This is a genomic window from Streptomyces sp. NPDC004658 (genome assembly GCF_040609555.1).
Lineage (GTDB): Bacteria > Actinomycetota > Actinomycetes > Streptomycetales > Streptomycetaceae > Streptomyces.
In genome coordinates this window covers 1-22,362 of the sequence record NZ_JBEXKG010000128.1, presented here as the reverse complement: position 1 = coordinate 22,362, position 22,362 = coordinate 1, and the positions used below count along the sequence as shown (strand labels likewise).

Genomic DNA, 22,362 nt, shown 5'->3' with positions numbered 1-22,362 from the left:
ACCCCACCCGCTCCCTCGCCCACCACCCCCTCTTCCAGGTCATGCTCGTCCTGCAGAACAACGCCCAGGGCGAGGCCCGCCTGCCCGGCGTGAGCACCCGCCTGGACGACCTGTCCGTCGGCACCGCCAAGTTCGACCTCGCCCTCACCCTGCACGAGCGGCACACCGCCGACGGAACGGCGGACGGCATAGCGGGTGCGCTGACGTTCGCCACGGAGGTGTTCGACCGGGCGTCGGCCGAGACACTGGCGGAGCGACTGGTACGCCTGCTGGAATGGACGGCCGAGAACCCCGACCGCTCAACAGCACAGTGGGACGTCCTCACCCCCGAGGAACGCACCCGCATCCTCACCGAGTGGAACGACTCCGGCGAGCCCGCCGCACGAGCCACCTTCGTGGACCTCTTCGAGCAGCGCGTACGCCAGGCACCGCAGGCGACCGCCGCCGAGTTCGGCGACCACAGCCTCACCTACGCCGAGCTCAACGCCCGCGCCAACCAGCTCGCCCGCTGGCTGATCGGCAAGGGCGTGGGACCGGAGAAGCGGGTCGCGATCTCACTGCCCCGCTCACTGGACTGGCTGATCGCCGTCCTCGCAGTGATGAAGTCCGGCGGCGCCCACATACCCGTCGACCCCGAATACCCCGCCGACCGCATCGCCTACATGCTGGAGGACTCCCGCCCCGTCCACACCCTCACCGCCCCGCTGGACGAACTGCCCCTGAACACCCTCCCCACCACCGACATCACCGACGCCGAACGCACCGCACCACTGCTGACCGACTCCCCGGCCTACGTCATCTACACCTCCGGCTCCACCGGCCGCCCCAAGGGAGTCGTCGTCACCCACTCCGGCATCGCGAGCCTGTCGTACTCCCAGACCCGTGCCTTCGAGGTCACCGAGCACAGCCGGGTGCTGCAGTTCGCGTCGCCGAGCTTCGACGCGGCGGCGTGGGAGGTGTGCATGGCGTTGCTGGCGGGAGCCCGGCTGGTCATGGCCCCGGCCGAGCAGCTCCTGCCCGGCGAGCCGCTGGCCGCCGTACTGGCCCGCCACCGGGTCACCCACGCGACCCTGCCCCCCGCTGCGCTCCCCGTCATGCCGGAGGACGGCCTGCCGGCGGGCATGACCCTGGTCGTGGCGGGCGAGGCCTGCCCGCCCGCCCTGGTGGGCACCTGGTCGGCCGGCCGCCGGATGATCAACGCCTACGGCCCCACCGAGACCACCGTCTGCGCCACCATGAGCCGCCCCCTCGCCGGCGCCGTCACCCCGCCCATCGGCACCCCGCTGAACGGCTTCGACGTGTACGTCCTGGACGCCGGGCTGCGTCCGGTTCCCGCCGGGATGCCCGGTGAGCTGTACGTGTCCGGTGCCGGGCTGGCCCGCGGGTACCTCGGGCGTCCGGGCCTGACCGCGGGCCGGTTCGTCGCCGACCCGTACGGCCCGCCCGGAGCCCGCATGTACCGCACCGGAGACGTGGTCCGCTGGCGCACCGACGGCCAGCTGGAGTTCGTCGGACGCGCCGACCACCAGGTCAAGATCCGCGGCTACCGCATCGAACTCGGCGAGATCGAAAACGTCCTCGCAGCACACCCCGCAGTACGCCAGACAGCCGTCGTCGTCCGCGAGGACCGGCCCGGCGACAAACGCGTCGTCGCCTACACCGTCACCGACACACCCACCGAGGAACTGCGGGCCCTGGCCGCCGAACGGCTGCCCGAGTACATGGTCCCCTCGGCGATCGTGCCGCTCGACGCGCTGCCCCTCACACCCAACGGAAAGCTCGACCACAAGGCGCTCCCCGCCCCCCAGTACCGCGGCCCGAACGGCCCCGGCCGCGCCCCCCGCACCGCACAGGAGGAGATCCTGTGCGCGCTGTTCGCCGAGGTCCTGGGCCTGGAGGAGGTCGGCCCGGAGGCCAACTTCTTCGAGCTCGGCGGGCATTCGCTGCTCGCCACCCGTCTGATCAGCCGTATCCGCTCCGCCCTCGGTGTCGAGGTGGAGGTGCGCGGCCTGTTCGAGGCGCCCAGCCCCGAGGGGCTGGCCCGACGGCTCGACCGCGCCGCACGTGCCGTCGCCGCTCCCACGGCCCGTCCACGACCAAAGACGGTTCCGCTGTCGTACGCCCAGCGGCGGCTGTGGATGGTCGACCGCGTCGAGGGCGGCGGACCCACCTACAACGTGCCGCTCGCCCTGCGTCTGGACGGCCCCGTGGACGTACCGGCGCTGCGGGCGGCGCTCGTCGACGTGGTGGCCCGGCACGAGATCCTGCGGACCGTGTTCGCCGAGCGCGACGACGTGCCGCGCCAGGTGGTCCTGCCCGCCGACACCGAGGTGGCGTTCACGGTGCGGGAGGTCACGGCCGGCGAACTGGAGCAGGCCTCGGCCAAGGCGGCCCGGCACTCTTTCGCGCTCGGCACCGACGTGCCGTTCCGGGCCACGCTGTTCGCCGTGGACGGCGGCGAGCGGCATGTGCTCCTGCTGCTGATGCACCACATCGTGGCCGACGGCTGGTCGGCGGGTCCGCTGCTGCGGGACCTGTCCACCGCCTACACCGCCCGGCTCGACGGCAGGACACCCGACTGGCAGCCGCTGCCGGTCCAGTACGCCGACTACGCCCTGTGGCAACAGGAGGTCCTCGGCGACGAGACCGACCCCGACAGCCCCCTCTCCCGCCAACTCGACTTCTGGAAGAAGGAACTGGCGGGACTGCCCGACATCATCCAACTCCCCCTGGACCGCCCCCGCCCCGCGGTCGCCTCCCACACCGGCGACCTGGTAGGCCTCCACATACCGGCCCGCACCCACCGCGCGCTGAAGGATCTGGCCCGCTCGACCGGCTCGACCATGTTCATGGTCCTGCACGCGGCCCTGGCCACCCTGCTCACCCGCCTCGGCGCCGGCACCGACATCCCCCTGGGCACCGTCGTCGCAGGACGCACCGACGAAGCCCTCGACGACCTGGTCGGCTTCTTCGTCAACACCCTCGTCCTGCGCACCGACACCTCCGGCGACCCCACCTTCCGCGAACTCCTCGAACGCGTCCGCGAAACCGACCTCTCCGCCCTCGCCCACCAGGACGTCCCCTTCGAACGACTCGTCGAAGCCGTCAACCCCACCCGCTCCCTCGCCCACCACCCCCTCTTCCAGGTCATGCTCACCCTCCAGTCGCAGGGCCGCGCGGAGGCCGCGTTCCCCGGTCTGCGGGCCGAGGCGTACGGACTCGACGTCGGCGCCGCGAAGTTCGACCTGGCCCTCAGCCTCGCCGAGCGGCACGACGAGCGGGGGACGCCGACGGGCATCGACGGCAGCCTCGTCTTCGCCACGGAGGTGTTCGACCGGGCGTCGGCCGAGACACTGGTGGAGCGACTGGTACGCCTGCTGGAGTGGACGGCCGAGAACCCCGACCGCTCAACAGCACAGTGGGACGTCCTCACCCCCGAGGAACGCACCCGCATCCTCACCGAATGGAACGACTCCGGCCAACCCGCCGCACGAGCCACCTTCGTGGACCTCTTCGAGCAACGCGTACGCCAGGCACCGCAGGCGACCGCCGCCGAGTTCGGCGACCACAGCCTCACCTACGCCGAGCTCAACGCCCGCGCCAACCAGCTCGCCCGCTGGCTGATCGGCAAGGGCGTGGGACCGGAGAAGCGGGTCGCGATCTCACTGCCCCGCTCACTGGACTGGCTGATCGCCGTCCTCGCAGTGATGAAGTCCGGCGGCGCCTACATACCCGTCGACCCCGAATACCCCGCCGACCGCATCGCCTACATGCTGGAGGACTCCCGCCCCGTCCACACCCTCGCGACCCCGCTGGACGCACTGCCCCTGAACCACCTCCCCACCACCGACATCACCGACGCCGAACGCACCGCACCGCTGCTGACCGACTCCCCGGCCTACGTCATCTACACCTCCGGCTCCACCGGGCGCCCCAAGGGAGTCGTCGTCACCCACTCCGGTCTTCCGGCGCTGGCCGCCGGGCAGATCGAGCGGTTCGGGGTGGATTCCGGGAGCCGGGTGCTGCAGTTCGCCTCGCCGAGCTTCGACGCCGCCGTCTCCGAGGTGTGCATGGCGCTGCTGGCGGGTGCCCGGCTGGTCATGGCCCCGGCCGAGCAGCTCCTGCCCGGCGAGCCGCTGGCCGCCGTACTGGCCCGCCACCGGGTCACCCACGCCACGATTCCGCCCGCCGCCCTTCCGGTGCTGCCGGAGGACGGCCTGCCGGCGGGCATGACCCTGGTCGTGGCGGGCGAGGCCTGCCCGCCCGCCCTGGTGGACACCTGGTCGGCCGGCCGCCGGATGATCAACGCCTACGGCCCCACCGAGACCACCGTCTGCGCCACCATGAGCCGCCCCCTCGCCGGCGCCGTCACCCCGCCCATCGGCACCCCGATCCTGGGCGCGAGCGTCTATGTGCTCGACGCCCGGCTGCGTCCGGTGCCGGCCGGTGTACCGGGCGAGCTGTACGTGTCCGGCGCCGGGCTGGCGCGGGGCTATCTGAACCGTCCGGGCCTGACCGCGGGCCGGTTCGTCGCCGACCCGTACGGCACGCCCGGAGCCCGCATGTACCGCACCGGAGACGTGGTCCGCTGGCGCACCGACGGCCAGCTGGAGTTCGTCGGACGCGCCGACCACCAGGTCAAGATCCGCGGCTACCGCATCGAACTCGGCGAGATCGAAAACGTCCTCGCAGCACACCCCGCAGTACGCCAGACAGCCGTCGTCGTCCGCGAGGACCGGCCCGGCGACAAACGCGTCGTCGCCTACACCGTCACCGACACACCCACCGAGGAACTGCGGACCCTGGCCGCCGAACACCTGCCCGAGTACATGATCCCCTCGGCGATCGTGCCGCTCGACGCGCTGCCCCTCACACCCAACGGAAAGCTCGACCACAAGGCGCTCCCCGCCCCGCAGTACCGCGGCCCGAACGGCCCCGGCCGGGCCCCCCGCACCGCGCAGGAAGAGATCCTGTGCGCACTGTTCGCCGAGGTGCTGGGCCTGGAACAGGCCGATCCCGACGCCGGGTTCTTCGAGCTCGGCGGGGACAGCATCCTCGCCATCCAGCTGGTCGGCCGGGCCCGGCGGGCCGGGCTGGAGTTCACCGCCCGCGAGGTGTTCGCGCACCGGTCGGCGGCCCGGCTGGCGGTCGTGGCGCGGGCGGTGGAACAGGACGCGCCCGCCGTGCCCGACGACGGCACCGGCGCGGTCGTCGCCACCCCGATCATGCACTGGCTGCGCGAACTCGGCGGTGCCTGGAGCGGGTTCAACCAGTCGATGACCGTGCGGGTGCCCGCCGGTGCGGACGCCGGACGGATCGCCGCGGCCCTTCAGGCACTGCTCGACCGGCACGACGTCCTGCGGCTGCGGGCACGCCCTCAGGCCGGTGGCTGGCGGCTGGAGGTACGGGACGCCGCGCGGGTCCGGGCCGCTGGTCTGCTGCACCGCGTCGACGCGCGCGGGCTGGACGGGCGGGAGCTGATCGCCCTCATGACGGCGGAGGGCGAGGCGGCACGGCAGCTGCTCGCGCCCGAGGACGGGTCCGTGGTGCGGTTCGTCTGGTACGACCGCGGCGCCGACCGGCCCGGGCTGCTCCTGCTGCTCGCCCACCACCTGGTGGTGGACGGGGTGTCCTGGCGGATACTGCTGGCCGATCTGGCGGCGGCCTGGCACGGTGAGGAACTCGCGCCGGTGCCGACCTCGTTCCGCCGCTGGGCCGCCGCGGTCGCCTCGGCCGCCCCGGCCCGGCGCCCAGAACTGCCGCTGTGGCAGGACATCGTGGCCACGCCCGACCCGCTGCTCGGGGCGCGGGCGCTGGACGCGGCGCGGGACACCGCCGTCGCCACCCGGCAGCTCACCCTGACCCTGGCGCCCGAGGACACCGAGCCGCTGCTGACCGACGTGCCGGCCTCCGTGCACGGCGGTGTGAACGACGTACTGCTCACAGCCCTCGCCCTCGCCGTGCGCGAACATCGGCGCGGGCGCGGGCAGGACGCCCCGGCGCTGCTGGTGGACCTGGAGGGACACGGCCGGGAGGAGCTGGGCGAGGGCGTCGATCTGTCGCGGACCGTGGGCTGGTTCACCTCGCTGTGTCCGGTGCGGGTCGAGCCGGGCGACGGGCCGCTGCCGGACGCGCTGAAGCGGGTGAAGGAACAGCTGCGCGCCCTGCCCGACCACGGCATCGGCTACGGCGTGCTGCGCCACCTCGACCCGGAGTCGGCTGCCGTACTGGACGGCCGCCCCGCCCCGCAGATCGGGTTCAACTACCTGGGCCGGATGCCCGCGGCCGCCGCACCGGCCACCGAGGGCGAGTTCGCGGCGTCCGGCGACTGGGCGGCCGTTTCCGGCGCCCCCGCCCCGGCACCACGCGACCCGGACATGCCGGTGGGGCACGCCCTGGAGGTCAACTCCGTGACGCTGGACCGGCCCGGCGGGCCCGAGCTGACGGCCACCTGGACCTGGCCGCAGGAGCTGTTCGACGAGACGGAGGCCCGCGCCCTCGCGGCCGGCTGGTTCGACGCGCTGCGGGCCCTCACCGAGAGCGTGCGCGCCCGGCAGACCGGCGGCTTCACCCCGTCCGACCTGGACCTGGTCTCCCTGAGCCAGGACGAAATCGACGACTTGGAAGCAGAATTGAGGGACCTCGCATGAAGACATCCGGGCTCGAGGACGTCCTGCCGCTCTCGCCGCTGCAGGAGGGCCTGCTCTTCCACGCCCTGGAAGGCACGGCGGACCCCGGCGCGACCGGCACGGGCGACGCGGACGTGTACACCGCCCAGATGGTGCTCGACCTGACCGGACCGCTGGACGCCGCCCGGCTGCGCAGCGCCGCCAAGGCGCTGCTGCGCCGGCACGCCAACCTGCGGGCCGGGTTCCGGCAGCGCGCCAACGGCCAGGCCATCCAGGTCGTGCACCGCGAGGTGCCGCTGCCCTGGCAGGAGTCCGACCTGACCGGTCTGCCGGAAGCGGAGCGGGAGGCCGCGCTCGGGCGGATCCTGGACGAGGAGCGCGCCCGGCCGTTCGACCTGGCCGTGCCGCCCGCGCTGCGGTTCCGGCTGGTGCGCCGAGCGGCGGACCGGCACGCCCTGGTGCTGACCAACCACCACATCCTGTGGGACGGCTGGTCGGCGCCGATCCTGCAGCGGGAGCTGCTGACCCTGTACGCCGACCACGGCGACCCCTCGGGGCTGGAGCCGGTCACCCCGTACCGCACCTATCTGGCGTGGCTGGCCGCGCAGGACCGGGCCGCCTCCGAGCGTGCCTGGCGGCAGGCGCTGGCCGGGCTGGACAGGCCCACGCTGGTCGCGCCCGGTACCGGGCGGGCAACGGCGCGGCCCCGGTGGCACACCGTGGAGCTGTCCGAGGAGCGCACGGCGGCCCTGCTGGGCGCGGCCCGGGCCGACGGGCTGACGCTCAACACCGTCCTCCAGGGCGCCTGGGCGCTGACCCTGCGGGAGCTGACCGGGCAGGACGACGTGGTGTTCGGCTCGGTGGTGTCCGGACGGCCGCCGCAGCTGCCCGGCGTGGAGACCATGGTCGGCCTGTTCATCAACACCGTCCCGGTCCGGGTCCGGCTCGACGCCGCGCTGCCGCTGGCCCGGTCGCTGGTCCGGCTCCAGGAGGAGCAGGCGCTGCTCCTGGACCACCAGCAGCTGCGGCTCGGCGACGTACAGCGGACAGCCGGTCACGGGGAGCTGTTCGACACCGTGCTGACCGTCGAGAACTACCCCGGCGGCGGCGGTCCGCAGCCGGTCTACGAAGGCGTGCGGGTCGCCCGGGTCACCGGGCAGGACGCGGCGCACTACCCGCTGCGGCTGATCGCCGGACTCGCCGGCCGGCGGCTGGTGGTCCGCCTGGAGTACCGGCCCGATCTGTACGACGAGGACACCTCGGGGATGGTCCTCGGCCATGTCGTACGGCTGCTGGGGACCGTCGCCGACCGGCCCGGCACCACGGTCGGCGGGCTGCCCCGCCTGCTGCCGCCGGAGCGGGCCCCGCTGCCCGGCCGCGCCGCGAGCCCGAAGGAGGGGAAGGAGAGCGCGCCCGTGTCGGTGCCGCGCTCCGGCGGTCCGCGGGAGGAGATCCTGTGCGGGCTGTTCGCCGAGGTGCTCGGGCACCCGTCCTTCGGTCCCGGGGAGAGCTTCTTCGGGCGGGGCGGGCATTCGCTGTCGGCGCTGAAACTGCTCGGCCGGGTCCGGGCCGTCTTCGGTGTCGCGCTGCCGGTGCGCGAGCTGTTCGCCGCCCCCACCCCGGCGCTGTTCGGCGAGCGGATCCGGCAGGCGGCCGGGGAACCGGACCGGCCGGAGCCGGCCGCCCGGCCGAGGCCCGCGCGGATCCCGCTGTCGTTCGCCCAGCAGCGGCTGTGGTTCCTGTATCGGGCCGAGGGCCCGAGCGCCACCTACAACGTGCCGATGCCGCTGCGGCTGACCGGCGACCTCGACCTGGCCGCGCTCACCGCCGCGCTCGGCGATCTGACCGGCCGCCACGAGAGCCTGCGGACGGTGTTCCCGGACGAGCAGGGCGTGCCGTACCAGCGGGTGCTTCAGGAGGCGGTGCCGCCCGTCGAGGTGGTCGACACCGACCCGGAGGGGGCCGCCGAGTTGCTGGCGGAGGCCGCCCGGTACCCGTTCGACCTGGCTGCCGAGATCCCGCTGCGGGCCACCGTCCTGCGCCTCGGCCCGCGCGAGCACGTGGTGCTGCTGCTCGTCCATCACATCGCCGCCGACGGCGGCTCCGTCGCCCCGCTCCTCGCCGATCTCGCGGAGGCCTACACCGCGCGCAGCCGGGGTACCGCGCCCGCCTGGCGGCCGCTGCCGCTGCAGTACGCCGACTACGCGCTGTGGCAGCGTGAGGTGCTGGGCGACGAGGACGACCCGGACAGCCCGCTCGCCCGCCAGCTGGCGTTCTGGCGCTCCGCCCTCGCGGGTGCGCCGGGCACCCTGGACCTGCCGGCCGACCGGCCCCGCCCGGCCGTCGCCGACCACCGGGGCGGCACCGTGACGTTCCGGTCCGGGGCCGCGACGCACCGGCGGCTCACCGAGCTGGCCCGCGCCACCGGCTCCACCGTGTTCATGGTCGTACAGGCCGCGCTCGCCACGCTGCTCAGCCGGATGGGCGCCGGGGACGACATCCCTCTCGGCACCGCCGTCGGCGGGCGCGGAGCGCCGGCGCTGGAGGGTCTCGCCGGGTTCTTCGTCAACACGCTGGTGCTGCGCACGGACACCTCCGGCGACCCCGCCTTCCGTGAGCTGGTGTCCCGGGTGCGAAAGACCGACCTGGCCGCCTACGACCACCAGGACCTGCCCTTCGAGCGGCTGGTGGAGGCGGTCAACCCGGTGCGGTCCGCCGCCGCGCACCCGCTGTTCCAGGTGATGCTCGCCTTCCAGAACAACGCCGAGCCCAGCATGCGCATGCCCGGCCTGGCCGTCGGCTTCGAGGGGCTGGCCACCGGCACCGCGCGCTGCGACCTGTCGTTCAGCGTCGCCGAGACCAGGGGCGAGGACGGCGCCCCGGGGGGCCTGCGCGGCGTCCTGGAGTACGCCCGCGCGCTGTTCGACCCGGAGACCGCACAGGACCTCGCCGACCGGTTCGTACGACTCCTGGACGCCGCCGCCGAGGACCCGGAGCGCCGGCTGAGCGCGCTCGACCTGCTCTCCGCCGAGGAGCGGGCACAGCTCGCCGCCGAGGCCGAGCGGGCCGCGCCCACCGCCACCCCGGACACCCTGCCCGCCCTGTTCGCCCGGCAGGCCGCCCGCACCCCCGACGCGCCCGCCGTGCAACACGGTCCGACGACCCTGACGTATGCCGAACTGGACGCCAGGGCCGATCGGCTGGCGCACCGGCTGGCCGAACTGGGCGCCGCGCCCGAGACGTTCGTCGCGCTGGCCCTGCCCGCCTCGGCGGACCTGGTGGTGGCGGTGCTCGCGGCCACCAAGGCAGGCGCCGCCTGGGTGCCGCTGGACCCCGAATACCCCCGTCAGCGCCTGGAGTTGATGCTCGCCGAGACCGCGCCCTGCGCCGTGGTGGCCACCGAGGAGTCGGCCCGCCGGCTGCCCGCCACCGGCACACCCGTGCTGATCGGCACCGACGCGCCCGGCAGGCCGGCCGAGGCGCCCCGCACCGCCCTGCGGCCCGGTCACCCGGCCTACGTCATCTACACCTCGGGCTCCACGGGCACACCCAAGGGTGTCGTCGTCACCCATGCCGGGCTCGCCGTGCTCGGCGACAGCAGCCGGCGCGACCACGGGGCCGGGCCGGGCAGCCGGGTGCTGCAGTTCGTCTCCCCGAGCTTCGACGTGTCGGTGGCCGAACTGTGCATGGCGCTGCTCACCGGCGCCTGCCTGGTCATCCCCGAACAGCGGCCGGTCGGCGACGGGCTGGCCGCGTTCCTGGCCGAGCAGCGGATCAGCCACGCCCATCTGCCGCCCGCCGTGCTCGCCGGGCTGCCCCCGGCGGACCTGCCCGACCTCGCCACGCTGATGACCGGCGGCGAGGCCTGCACCCCGCACCTGGTGGGCCGGTGGGCGGCGGGCCGACGCATGGTGAACGCCTACGGGCCCACCGAGGCCACCTGCGAGGTCACCTACGCCGTGCAGGACCCGACCGCCGGCGGCTCCGCGCGGTCCATCGGCCGGGCCGTGGACGGCGTCCGCGTCCACGTCCTCGACGCCTCGCTGCGTCCCGTCCCGCCGGGCGCGCCGGGCGAGCTGTACATCGCCGGGCCCGGGGTGGCGCGCGGCTACCTCAACCGCCCGGCACAGACCGCGGGCCGGTTCGTCGCCGACCCGTACGGGCCCCCGGGGGGGCGCATGTACCGCACCGGCGACCTGGTGCGCCGGACGCGCCACGGCCGGCTGGACTTCGTCGGCCGGGCGGACGGGCAGGTCAAGCTGCGCGGTTTCCGCATCGAGACCGGCGAGATCGAGGCCGCCCTGCTGGACGTGCCCGGTGTGCGGCACGCGGCCGTCGTGGTCCGCGAGGACCGGCCCGGCGATCCGCGGCTCGTCGCGTACGCGGTGGCCGCCGCGTCGGACCTGGACACCGCGGGAGCGCTGGCCGCGCTGCGCGGCCGGCTGCCCGAGTACATGGTGCCGGGCGTACTGGTCACCCTGGACGAGCTGCCGCTGACTCCCAACGGCAAGCTGGACGTGCGCGCACTGCCCGCCCCGGCCGAGCCGTCGGGTCCCGGCCGGGCGCCGCGGACCGCCCGCGAGGAGCTGATGTGCCGGTTGTTCGCGGAGGTGCTCGGCGTGACCGAGGTCGGCATGGACGACAGCTTCTTCGCCCGCGGCGGCCATTCGCTGCTCGCCTCCCGCCTGGCCGGTCTGGTCGGGCAGGCGCTCGGCACCGAGCCCGGTGTCCGCGACATCTTCGCGGCGCCCACCCCCGCGCTGCTGCTGCGCCTCCTCGACGGGGACGGCGACGGGGACTCCCCCGGCGCCGGCTTCGCGCCCCTGCTGCCGCTGCGGACCGCCGGGACGAAGACGCCGCTGTTCTGCGTCCACCCGGTGGGCGGGCTCGCCTGGTGCTACTCGGGACTGCTGCGCACCCTCGATCCCGAACGGCCGGTGTACGGGCTGCAGTCGGCGGGCCTGGACGGCACCGGGCCGCTCGCCGCCACCCTCGACGGGATGCTGGACGGCTATGTCGAGCAGCTGCGCTCGGTGCAGCCGCACGGCCCCTACCGGCTGCTCGGCTGGTCCCTGGGCGGCACGCTCGCCCATCTGCTCGCCGCCGAACTCCAGCGGCGCGGCGAGCAGGTCGAGCAGCTGGTGCTGCTCGACGCCTACCCGGTCGAGGAACACCGGCGCGCGCACCTGAGCGCCGGGCAGGTGCTGAGCGACCTGTGCCGGGCCCACGCCCGGCTGCACGGCGACGACCCCGGCACCGTACCGGAGGGGGCCGCCGCGCTGAGTGAGCGCATCGTGGACTACCTGGGCCGCGGCGACTCCGAGCTGAGCCGCCTCGATCCGGAGCAGCGGCACGCGGTGCTCGGCGCCCTGGTGAACAACGTACGGCTGGTCTCGCCCGCCGAACCGCCGGTGTTCAAGGGGGACATCCTGCTCGTCGCCGCCACCGAGGACGTCCGCGACTGGGCCGATCAGGAGGCCTGGACGCCGTATCTGTCCGGTGTCGTGGACCGGCTGGAGGTGGCCGCCACCCACGAGGGCCTGCTGGCCCCCGGACCGGCCGCGGAGATAGGCCGGCTGCTCGGCCGCCGCGACTGACCCGGCCGCATCCGAGGGGCGGTACGCAGTCCGCGTACCGCCCCTCACGCGTGTCCGCCCGGTGGCCGGAACTGGACCGATACCTCGCCGATAAGGCCGGTTCATACGGTCGAAGCCGCGACGCGAAGGCCGGATCCGGCTCCCGCGATCGCGTTCATGTTCCGGCCGATGTTCCGGCTGACTTTCCGATGGAGGCGACACTCGTGGTGGACGGGGCGGACGAGATCGGCGGCGCGGCCGGCCGGGAGTACTGGAACGCTGTCGTGAGCGCGGGCGGCTTCACCCCGCTGCCGGGCTGGGCCGCCGAGCCCGGCGTCCCCGGCACGGCCGAGTTCCGCGCGCGGCTGCCGGAGAGCGACCGCGCGCACCTCGACGCGGCCCTGCTGCTCGCCGTGCACGCCAAGGTGGTGGCGGCGCTGACCGGGGACCGGGACACGGTCACCGGGTTCCAGCCGGCCCGCGGCGGGGCCCTGCCCGCGCGGATCACCGTCGAGGACGGCAGCTGGCGGGAGCTGACGGCCACCGCCGCGGGCACCCTGCGCATGGTGCTCGCCTTCGCCGCGGACGCCCCGGCCACGGAACCCCCCATGTACGACACCCTCGTCGCACCCCGTGCCGCGGACCTGCCCGCCGAGCTGCCGCGCGGGGTCGTCCTGGGGGTCGCCGCCGACGGCGACAGCCTGCTGGTGCGGCACCGCACCGACGTCCTGGACGCGGCGGCGGCCCGCCGGATCGCCGGGTACTACATCACCGCCCTCACCCGGGCCTTCGCCGAGCCCGGCGCGGACCACCACGCCCGGCATCTGCTCGGCGAGGAGGAACTGCGTTACCAACAGGAGGAGTTGAGCGGACCGGTACGGCCGCTGCCGGACCGGCGCTGCCACCAGCTCTTCGAGGAGCGGGCGCACGCCCATCCGGACGCGGTCGCCGTCGAACTGGGCGAGCGGGCGCTGACGTACGGCGAACTCAACCGCCGCGCCAACCGGATCGCCTGGCTGCTGCGCGAGCGGGGCCTCGCGGACGAGGACGTGGTCGCCGTCGTCACCGAGCGCGACCTCGACTGGGCGGCCGCGCTCCTCGGCACCCTCAAGGCGGGCGGCGCCTATCTGCCCGTGGAACCGCACTTCCCGGCCTCCCGGATCGCGGGGATGCTGCGCCGCAGCGGCTGCCGGCTGCTGCTCACCACCGGCGAGGGCTCCGCCTCCCTGCGGCAGGCCGTCGCGGACCTCGGCGACGAGGCCCCCGCCGTGCTGGCCGTGGACCGGCTGCCGGACACGCTGCCCGATACGGACCCCGACCTGCCGGTGGCCGCCGACGCGCTCGCCTACATCTACTTCACCTCCGGTTCCACGGGCGAGCCCAAGGGCGCCATGTGCGAACACGCCGGCTTCGTCAACCACCTCCTCGCCAAGATCGAGGACCTGGGCATCACCGCGGACAGCACGGTCGCCCAGACCGCCCCGCAGTGCTTCGACATCTCCCTGTGGCAGCTGGTGGCGGCGCTGGTCGCGGGCGGCCGTACCCGGATCGTCGAGCAGGACGCCATCCTCGACATCGGCCGTTTCGTCGACGTCCTGGAGACCGGCCGGGCCCAGGTGGTCCAGCTCGTCCCCTCCTATCTGGAGGTGCTGCTGACCTGGCTGGACGGCCGCCCCGGGCGGCTGCCGGAGCTGCGGATCGTGTCGGCGACCGGTGAGGCGCTGAAGAGGGAACTGGTGGAGCGCTGGTTCCAGACCTTCCCCGGAGTGCCGCTCGTCAACGCCTACGGCCTCACCGAGACCAGCGACGACACCAACCACGAGGTGATGCGGGCCGCTCCCCGGGGCGCGTCGGTGCCGCTCGGCCGGCCGGTCCGCAATGTGCGCGTGCGGGTCGTCGACGAGCGGATGATGCCCGTGCCGCTCGGAGCGCCCGGCGAGATCGTCTTCCAGGGCGTGTGCGTGGGCCGTGGTTACGTCCATGATGAGGAGCGCACCGCCGCCGCGTTCCTGCCCGACCCGGACGAGCCGGGCGGGCGGCTGTACCGCTCCGGTGACTTCGGCCGGTGGGCGGCGGACGGGCGGCTGGAGTTCCACGGGCGCCGGGACGCCCAGCTGAAGATCCGCGGCTTCCGTATCGAGATCGGCGAGATCGAGAACCACATGATGCGGGCAGCCGGGGTCCGGGACGCCGCCGTGGTCGTCGCCGGCAGCGGCGAGGACCGCTTCCTGGTGGGCTACTGCACCCGCTCCGGCACCACCGAACCGGCCGGGCTGGCCGAGAAGCTGGCCGCGTCCCTGCCGTCGTACATGGTGCCCGCCCGGATCGTCGTGCTGGACGCCATGCCCCTCACTCCCAACGGGAAGATCGACAAGAAGGAGCTGACCCGCCGGGCGCAGTCCGCCGCTGCCGAGCCCGCCGACGTCTCCTCGGGCGAGCCGCGGACGCCCACCGAGCGGCGGCTGGCCGAGCTGTGGAGCGCGGCCCTGAAGGTGCCCGCGCACCGCATCCGCCGCGACGCCCACTTCTTCGTCCTCGGCGGCACCTCGCTGAGCGCGGTCCGCCTCGCCATCAGCCTCGACCGGCGGGTCACCGTCGGCGAACTGGCCGCCCACCCCGTCCTGTCCGACCTCGCCGCCCTGCTCGACGAGCGTGCCACCGCGCTCGCGGCGAGCTGATCCGAAGCCGTGCGCACCGCGAGCCGGCCCCTGCCCCGGGAGAGGGGACCCGTGGACGACCTCCGTCACCGGCCTGCCGGCCCCGGCCCGGGGGCCACGCGCCCGCGCGCCGAGGTGGTCGCGGGCGGGCCGGAGCGGCTGCGGGCGGTGACGGGGGCGCCGCCCACGGCGGGTCGGGGCCGGCGCTCCTGTCCCCGCCTCCCGCCCTCGCCCCGCAGGCACCTGCCCGTCGTTCCACCGCCCCGCCTTCCCATGAGGCCCGGCCCTTCACCGGAGGAAGACCGCACATGACGTCCGTTCTCGATCTGACGGCCCCCGTGCCGGAAACAGCCGCAGCCGCCACCCGGGTTCCCGTCCTCGCCGCCGACAGCGCGGGCGACCCCGCAGGCTGGGCGGCATCCCACCGCGCCGAGGTGCGCGCGGCCCTCGCCGACGCCGGCGCGGTCCTGCTGCGCGGGCTCGGCCCGCGCGGCCCCGAGGAGGTGGGCGCGGTCGCCGCCGCGCTCGGCATCGAGGCGATGCCCGAACGCGAGGGGTTCGCCCCGCGCCGCACCCTCGCCCCGGGCGTGCTGTCCTCCTCGGAGTGGCCGCCCGACGAACCGATGTGCATGCACCACGAGCTGAGCTATGCGGCCGAGGTGCCCTCGACGCTGCTGTTCGCCTGTCTGCGCGCCCCGGACGAGGGCGGCGCCACCGCTCTCGCGGACGGGCAGGCGGTGCTCCGGGCACTGCCGGCGGACCTGGTCGAGCCGTTCGTCCGCGAGGGCTGGCAGCTCACCCGCACCTACCGCGAGGTCGGCGTCGCCTGGACCGAGGCGTTCGGTACCGAGGACCCCGCCGAGGTGGCCGCGTACTGCGCCCGCGAGGCCGTGGAGCACAGCTGGCTGCCGGACGGCGCGCTGCGCACCCGCCAGCGCCGGGCCGCCGTCCTCACCCACCCCGGCACCGGCCGGCCCGTCTGGTTCAACCAGGTGGCGTTCCTCAACGAGCGCACCCTCGACCCGATGGTCCGCGAGTACCTCACCGACGTGTACGGGCCCGGTGCCCTGCCGTTCACGACCGTCTACGGCGACGGGCGGCCGATCCCGGACGAGGTCGTCGAGACCATCGACCGGGCCTACCGGGCCGCCACCGTCCGCGAGCCCTGGATCACCGGCGACGTCCTCGTCGTCGACAACCTGCGCATGGCCCACAGCCGCGAGCCCTACGAGGGCGACCGGCGGATCGCCGTGGTCCTCGGCGACCCGGTCCGCCTGCCCGGTCACGTCCGGGCGCTCTGACCCCAGGAGAACACCCATGTCCTCACCCACCACGGCAGCACCCGCGTTCGCCGTCATCTCCGGAGCCCAGGTCGACCGTGCCATCGGCGGCCGGTACGAGGAGGTCGTCCGGATCGTGGAGGCGGCCTACCGCGCGCACGGCAGCGGAGACACCGTCAACCCGCCCTCGTACTTTCTCCGCTTCCCCGACCGGCCCAGCTCGCGGATCATCGCGCTGCCCGCCTCCCTCGGCGGCGACACCCCCGTCGACGGGGTGAAGTGGATCTCCAGTTTCCCTCAGAACGTGACCGCCGGGCTGCCCCGGGCCTCCGCCGTGCTGATCCTCAACGATCCGGCCACCGGCTATCCGCTGGCCTGCCTGGAGAGTTCCATCATCAGCGCCGCCCGCACCGCCGCGTCGGCCGCGATCGCCGCCCGGGAACTGTCCGCCCACCGCGAGCGCCCACGCCGTGTCGGCTTCGTCGGCACCGGCCTGATCGCCCGGTTCGTGCACGCCTATCTGGCCGGCACCGGCTGGGAGTTCGCCGAGACGGGCGTGTACGACCTGGACCCCGCCCACGCCGACGGGTTCACCGGCTACCTGGAGCGCGGCGGCACGCCCGGCACGATCACCGTGCACGACAGCGCCGAGCGGCTGATCCGCTCCAGCGACCTCGTCGTCTTCGCCACCGTCGCCGGCGAGCCGCACGTCACCGACCCCGGCTGGTTCACGCACAACCCGCTGGTGCTGCACGTCTCACTGCGCGACCTGGCGCCCGAAGTGGTGCTGGACGCCTTCAACGTCGTCGACGACGTCGACCACTGCCTGAAGGCGAACACCTCGCTTCATCTGGCCGAACAGCGCACCGGGCACCGGGATTTCGTGCACGGCACGCTGTACGACCTGCTCACCGGCGCGCTCCGGCCGCCCGCCGACCGGCCGGTGGTCTTCTCCCCGTTCGGCCTCGGGGTCCTCGACCTCGCGCTCGGCCGGCACGTCCACGACACCGTGCGCGAGGCCGGCGAACTGGCCGTCGTGGACGGCTTCTTCCACGAGATGCGCCGCTACGGCTGACCGCCCGCCGAGCGCGTCCCGTCCCCAGAGCGGGAGGTTCCATGCCGATCATCTCGGCTCCGCAGGAATTCAACGAGGACGACCTGTACGTCGACCTCTGGCCGGTTCTCGGCTCATCGGTCTATCTCAAGTGCGAGGGGTTCAATTTCAGCGGCTCCATCAAACAGAAGGCCGCCCTGTCCATGATCGAGGCGGCCGAGCGCAGCGGAGTGCTGCGGGAGGGCTCGGTGCTGGTCGAGTCCTCCTCCGGCAACCTGGGCGTGGCCCTCAGCGCGCTCGCGGCGAGCCGGGGCTACCGCTTCGTGTGCGTCACCGACTCCCGCTGCAACCTCGCCACCCGGCGCGCGATGGAGGCCTTCGGCGCGGAGGTCCGTATCGTCACCGAGCCGGACCCGGAGGGCGGCTTCCTCGGCGCCCGGATCAACCTGGTCCGCAGCCTGTGCGCGTCCGACAGCCGCTACGTCTGGCTGAACCAGTACCGCAACCCGGAGAACTGGCGGGCCCACTACCGCTGGACGGCGCCACCGATCGCGGAGCGGTTCCCCGGCCTGGACGTGCTGTTCGTCGGCGCCGGCACCACGGGCACCCTCATGGGCTGCGCCCGCTGGTTCAAGGAACACCGGCCGCGGGTGCGGATCGTGGCCGTGGACAGCGCCGGCTCGGTCACCTTCGGCGGCCCGGCCGCCACCCGGATGATCCCGGGCCTGGGCGCCGGGGTGCGGCCCGCGCTGCTCGACGAGTCCCTCGTCGACGACGTGGTGATCGTGCCCGAACCGGAGACGGTGCGCACGTGTCACCGGCTCGCCGCCCGCGGCTTTCTGTTCGGAGGCTCCACCGGGACCGTCGTCGCCGGCGCCGCCGAATGGCTCGGCCGCCCCGGCGAGGACCGCGCCGACCTCGTCACCGTGGCCATCTCCCCGGACCTCGGGGAGCGCTATCTCGACACCGTCTACCAGAGCAACTGGGTGCAGGCCCTGTACGGCGACGAGCTCGCCGGCGAGCGCCTGCCCGTGCCCCACACCTGACATCCCGTCTGAAGGGAGACAAGCGATGAGCAGCAACCCGTTCGAGGACCCGGAGGGCCGCTACCACGTCCTCGTCAACGACGAGGGCCAGTATTCGCTGTGGCCGTCGTTCGCCGAGGTCCCGGCCGGCTGGCAGGCCGTGCTGGAGGACGCCGGACTGGAGGAGAGCCAGGCCTACGTCGAGGAGCACTGGACGGACATGCGCCCGCGTTCGGTCGCCGAAGCGATGGCCCATGCCGGCTGACATCCTCACCGAGGCCGGTGCCCACCGGCGGCTGATGGACCTGCTCGACGCGCACGCCGCCGGGTACCGGGTCATCGACCACCCGCCCGAGGGGCGCACCGTTCAGGCCAGCGCGCTGCGCGGCCATCCGCTGCGGCAGGCGGCCAAGTGCCTGGTCCTGCGGGTGGCCGGCGGCCCGGCGGGCCGCGGACACGTCCTGGCGGTGGTGCCCGGCGACCGCCGGGTGGACACCGACGCGGTGGCCGCACTGTCCGGCCGGGCCCGCGCGGCCTTCGCGGACCGCGCCACCGCCGAACGCCTGACCGGTTGCGCCAGCGGCGCGGTCATCCCGTTCTCCTTCGACGCGCGGCTGACGCTCGTGGTGGACCGCGATCTGCTCGACGAGGACGAGATCTACTTCAACGCCGCCCGCCTCGACCAGTCCGTCGCCCTGACCACCCGCGCCTACCGGCGCATCGCCGCCCCTCTCGTGGCGCCGATCAGCACCCGTGGATCCGACCGGAAAGCGATATCTCCATGACCCTGCTCCTCGACACCGCCGCCGTCTCCGCCCCGGCCCGCACCCTCACCGTCGGCGCCGGGGACGCGGGGCGGATCACCGCGCTCGCCCGGCGTCTCGCCCCCGCCGGGGACGGGCGGGTGGACGACCACGCGTATGTCGCCGCCGCCCGTGACGCCTGGTGCGAGCTGCCGGTCCCGCTGCGCCGCGGGCTTCGGGACTTCCGCCGCGACTCCGGGCCGGCCGGCACGCTGCTGGTGCGCGGACTGCCCGTCGACGAGGCGGAGCTGCCCGACACCCCGTCCGTGGGCGGCTCGGTGCAGCGCACCGCGTCCGTGCCCGCCGCCGTGCTGCTGATGGTGGCGTCCGGGCTCGGCGACCCGGCCGCCTTCCGGCCGGAGAAGACCGGCGCCCTCGTCCAGGACGTCGTCCCGGTCCCCGGCCAGGAGGACTTCCAGGGCAACGCCGGCTCGACGCTGCTGTCCTTCCACACCGAGAACGCCTTCCACCCGCACCGGCCCGATTTCGTGATGCTGCTGTGCCTGCGTGCCGACCACGAGCGGGTGGCGGGCCTGCGCACCGGCTGCATCCGCCAGACGCTTCCGCTGCTGTCCGAGGAGAGCCGGACGGCCCTGTGGGGCGAGGAGTTCGTGACGGCCGCCCCGCCCTCCTTCGGTGCGGCCGGGGCCGCCTCACCGCACGCGGTGCTCACCGGTGCCGCCGACGACCCCGACGTCCGGGTGGACTTCGCGGCCACCCGGGCGACCACGGACCGGGGCCGCGCCGCCCTGGCCGAGCTGGCCGGGCTGTTCGAGATGACCGCGCAGACGGTCCGGCTGGAACCCGGCGATCTGGCGATCGTCGACAACCGGGTCACCGTGCACGGCCGTACCGCCTTCCGTCCCCGCTACGACGGCCGGGACCGCTGGCTGCAGCGCGGCTTCGTCCTGACCGACCTGCGCCGCTCCCGCGCCTCGCGGGCGTGCGACGGCTACGTACTCGACTGACGACCGCGGCACAGTCCGCACCGAGGAATTGAGATGCCTGTGACCACACTTCTCGAACCGGCCGTGCCCCGCGTCCAGTCCGCTCCCGTACGCGTCGACGTGCGCGTGGAGGAGACGCCGCTGCCGCCCCACGAGTCGCTCGCCCTGTACTCGGCCCTGGCCGGGCGGCTCGGGACCGAGGACGTGTTCCTGCTGGAAAGCCCCGAGGGTCCGCTCCAGGACCGCGGCCATGCCGTGGTCGGCCAGGGCCGGCTCGCGGAGATCGAGGTCCACGCCGGCCATGTCCGGGTGAGCGGCCGCGCCGAGGTGGCCCGCGCGCTGCTCGCCGCCGCCGACCACCTGGGCATGCCCGTGCTCGGGCCGGACACCCGCGCCCTGGACCGGCCCGGCCGGGTGTGGGAGTTCCTCGGTGCGGCCCAGCGGCTGTTCCGGCTGCACACGCACGTCCCGGACGACGCCTTCGCGTTCGGCTTCGTCACCACGATCGGGTACGAGGCCGCCTGGCACATGGAGGACCTGCCCGCCCGCGCGCACCCGGACTCCGGCCCCGACTGCGTGCTGACCCTGTTCCGCGACACCGTCCACTACGACCTCGCCACCGGCGCCGTACGCCGCTTGCACGCGCACGCCGACGTGTTCGGGCCACCGCCCGGCCCGGATCCGGTCGCGGCGGCGCTCGCCGCCCTGCCCGAGGAGACGGCGGTGCCGGAGGCGCCCGAGCCGCGCTCGGTGCGCGACTCCACCGCGCGGGAGACCTTCCTGGCCCGCGCCGAGCGGTGCCTGGCGCACATCGGGGCCGGTGACGTCTACCAGATCCAGATCGGGCACAGCATCGAGGTCGGCACCGGCCTCACCCCGCTCCAGGTCTACCGGCGGCTGCGCTCGCGCAACCCGTCACCGTACATGTACCTGGTGCCGCGGGCCGGTACGACCCTGATCGGGGCCAGCCCCGAGATGCTGGTCGCCGCCCGGGGCGACCGGCTGGTGATGCGGCCCATCGCGGGCACCGCCCCGCGCAGCGGGGACACGGAGACCGACGCGCGCCGGGTGGCCGCTCTGCTGGCCGACGAGAAGGAACGCGCCGAGCACATCATGCTCGTGGACCTGTGCCGCAACGACATCGGCCGCGTCTGCCTGCCGCGGACGCTGCGCACCGAGCAGCTGATGACCGTGGAGACGTACTCGCACGTCTTCCACCTCGTCTCGACCGTCTCCGGGACACTCGACCCAGCGCACGACACCTGGTCCGTGCTGCGTGCGACCTTCCCGGCGGGCACCGTGACCGGGGCGCCGAAGATCCGTTCCATGCAGCTGATCCAGGAGCTGGAGGACGGCCCGCGCGGCATGTACGCGGGGGCGGTGGGCCTGGTCGACGTCCGCGGCTGGAGCCTGCTCGCCCTGTGCATCCGCACCGTGGTGCACGACGGCGCCGTCTACCGCACACAGGCCTGCGCCGGCATCGTCGCCGACTCCCGTCCCGAGCGGGAGTGGCACGAGACCCTGCACAAGATGGCCGCCGCCCACTGGGCGCTGACCGGGAAGGAGCTGCTGCCGTGAGGATCCTGGTCGTCGACGCCTACGACAGCTTCACCTACATCATCGACCAGTACCTGCGCGGCCTCGGCGTCGACACCGAGGTGGTGCGCAGCGGCACCCGCGCCCCTGGCGAACTGCTCGCCTCGGCCCCGGACGCGGTGGTGCTGGGGCCGGGGCCGGGGCATCCGGCGGACAGCGGGCACGTCGACCTCGTGCACGCCTTCGCCGGCCGCACCCCGCTGCTCGGCATCTGCCTCGGTCACCAGGCCGTGGGCCTCGCCTACGGCGGCACGGTGGTGACCGCGGACCTGGTACGGCACGGCAAGACCAGCGTCGTACGGCACGACGGCACCGGTCTGTACGAGGGGCTCGGCACCGAGACGACGGTGGCCCGCTATCACTCGCTGGTGGTGGCCGAGCCGCTGCCCGAACGGCTTCAGGTGACCGGGTACGCGGCGGACGACGGATGTGTGATGTCCCTGCGCCATCGTGAACTGCCGGTGTACGGCGTGCAGTTCCATCCCGAGAGCGTGGCGACGACCGGCGGGACGCGGCTGCTGGACAACTTCCTGTCCGCCGCCCGCCGGTACGCCGCCGTGCGCGTGTGAGGCAGGAGACCCCGATGCGTATCCTCATCGCCGACGGATCGGCCGTCCTGCGGGCGGGCCTCGCCCAGGTGCTGCGGGACGGCGGACACGAGGTGGCCGCCGTCCTGGCCGGCCCGTCCGCGCTGTCCGCGGCCGCCGTCCGGTGCCGCCCGGACGCCGTACTGGCGGGCCTGCGCCCCGCGGGCGCCGAAGCCGTTCTCGACGCAGTCCTGGAGGCCGGGCGTGC

The 22,362-nt window shown here is 74.3% G+C and carries 11 protein-coding genes and 1 pseudogene; all 12 read left to right on the top strand.

Annotated features, from left to right (window positions below):
• On the top strand, positions 1 to 6,650 hold a 6,650-nt coding region (locus tag ABZV94_RS31200), incomplete at its 5' end, for an amino acid adenylation domain-containing protein (RefSeq protein WP_356346286.1).
• Complete coding sequence (locus tag ABZV94_RS31195; protein WP_356346284.1) at positions 6,647 to 12,226, top strand: amino acid adenylation domain-containing protein; 5,580 nt, start codon at positions 6,647 to 6,649, stop codon at positions 12,224 to 12,226. The genes ABZV94_RS31200 and ABZV94_RS31195, both read left to right, overlap by 4 nt.
• A gap of 188 nt (positions 12,227 to 12,414) precedes the next feature.
• Complete coding sequence (locus ABZV94_RS31190; protein ID WP_356346283.1) at positions 12,415 to 14,883, top strand: non-ribosomal peptide synthetase; 2,469 nt, start codon at positions 12,415 to 12,417, stop codon at positions 14,881 to 14,883.
• A 287-nt stretch (positions 14,884 to 15,170) separates the two neighbouring features.
• Positions 15,171 to 16,163 (top strand): TauD/TfdA family dioxygenase, encoded by a 993-nt coding sequence (locus tag ABZV94_RS31185; RefSeq protein WP_356346281.1) that lies wholly within the window; start codon positions 15,171 to 15,173, stop codon positions 16,161 to 16,163.
• 16 nt (positions 16,164 to 16,179) lie between these two features.
• On the top strand, positions 16,180 to 17,217 hold the full coding sequence (gene sbnB, locus ABZV94_RS31180) for a 2,3-diaminopropionate biosynthesis protein SbnB (protein ID WP_356346279.1): 1,038 nt from the start codon (positions 16,180 to 16,182) through the stop codon (positions 17,215 to 17,217).
• Between the two features lie 41 nt (positions 17,218 to 17,258).
• Positions 17,259 to 18,242 (top strand): 2,3-diaminopropionate biosynthesis protein SbnA, encoded by a 984-nt coding sequence (gene sbnA / locus ABZV94_RS31175; RefSeq protein WP_356346277.1) that lies wholly within the window; start codon positions 17,259 to 17,261, stop codon positions 18,240 to 18,242.
• 25 nt (positions 18,243 to 18,267) lie between these two features.
• A complete protein-coding gene (locus ABZV94_RS31170; protein WP_356346275.1) occupies positions 18,268 to 18,486 on the top strand; it encodes an MbtH family NRPS accessory protein in 219 nt (72 codons plus the stop codon).
• On the top strand, positions 18,476 to 19,006 hold the full coding sequence (locus ABZV94_RS31165; protein WP_356346273.1) for a YbaK/EbsC family protein: 531 nt from the start codon (positions 18,476 to 18,478) through the stop codon (positions 19,004 to 19,006). Before ABZV94_RS31170 ends, ABZV94_RS31165 begins: the two co-directional genes overlap by 11 nt.
• Positions 19,003 to 19,992: a clavaminate synthase family protein gene (locus ABZV94_RS31160; RefSeq protein ID WP_356346271.1), complete on the top strand. Its 990-nt coding sequence runs from the start codon at positions 19,003 to 19,005 to the stop codon at positions 19,990 to 19,992. Before ABZV94_RS31165 ends, ABZV94_RS31160 begins: the two co-directional genes overlap by 4 nt.
• 33 nt (positions 19,993 to 20,025) lie before the next feature.
• Positions 20,026 to 21,549 carry an anthranilate synthase component I family protein gene (locus tag ABZV94_RS31155; RefSeq protein WP_356346269.1) on the top strand — a complete coding sequence of 508 codons (1,524 nt, stop codon included), beginning with the start codon at positions 20,026 to 20,028 and terminating at the stop codon, positions 21,547 to 21,549.
• A complete protein-coding gene (locus tag ABZV94_RS31150) occupies positions 21,546 to 22,136 on the top strand; it encodes an aminodeoxychorismate/anthranilate synthase component II (protein ID WP_356346267.1) in 591 nt (196 codons plus the stop codon). Before ABZV94_RS31155 ends, ABZV94_RS31150 begins: the two co-directional genes overlap by 4 nt.
• A 14-nt stretch (positions 22,137 to 22,150) precedes the next feature.
• A pseudogene (locus ABZV94_RS31145) lies at positions 22,151 to 22,362 on the top strand (DNA-binding response regulator); the annotation flags it as partial.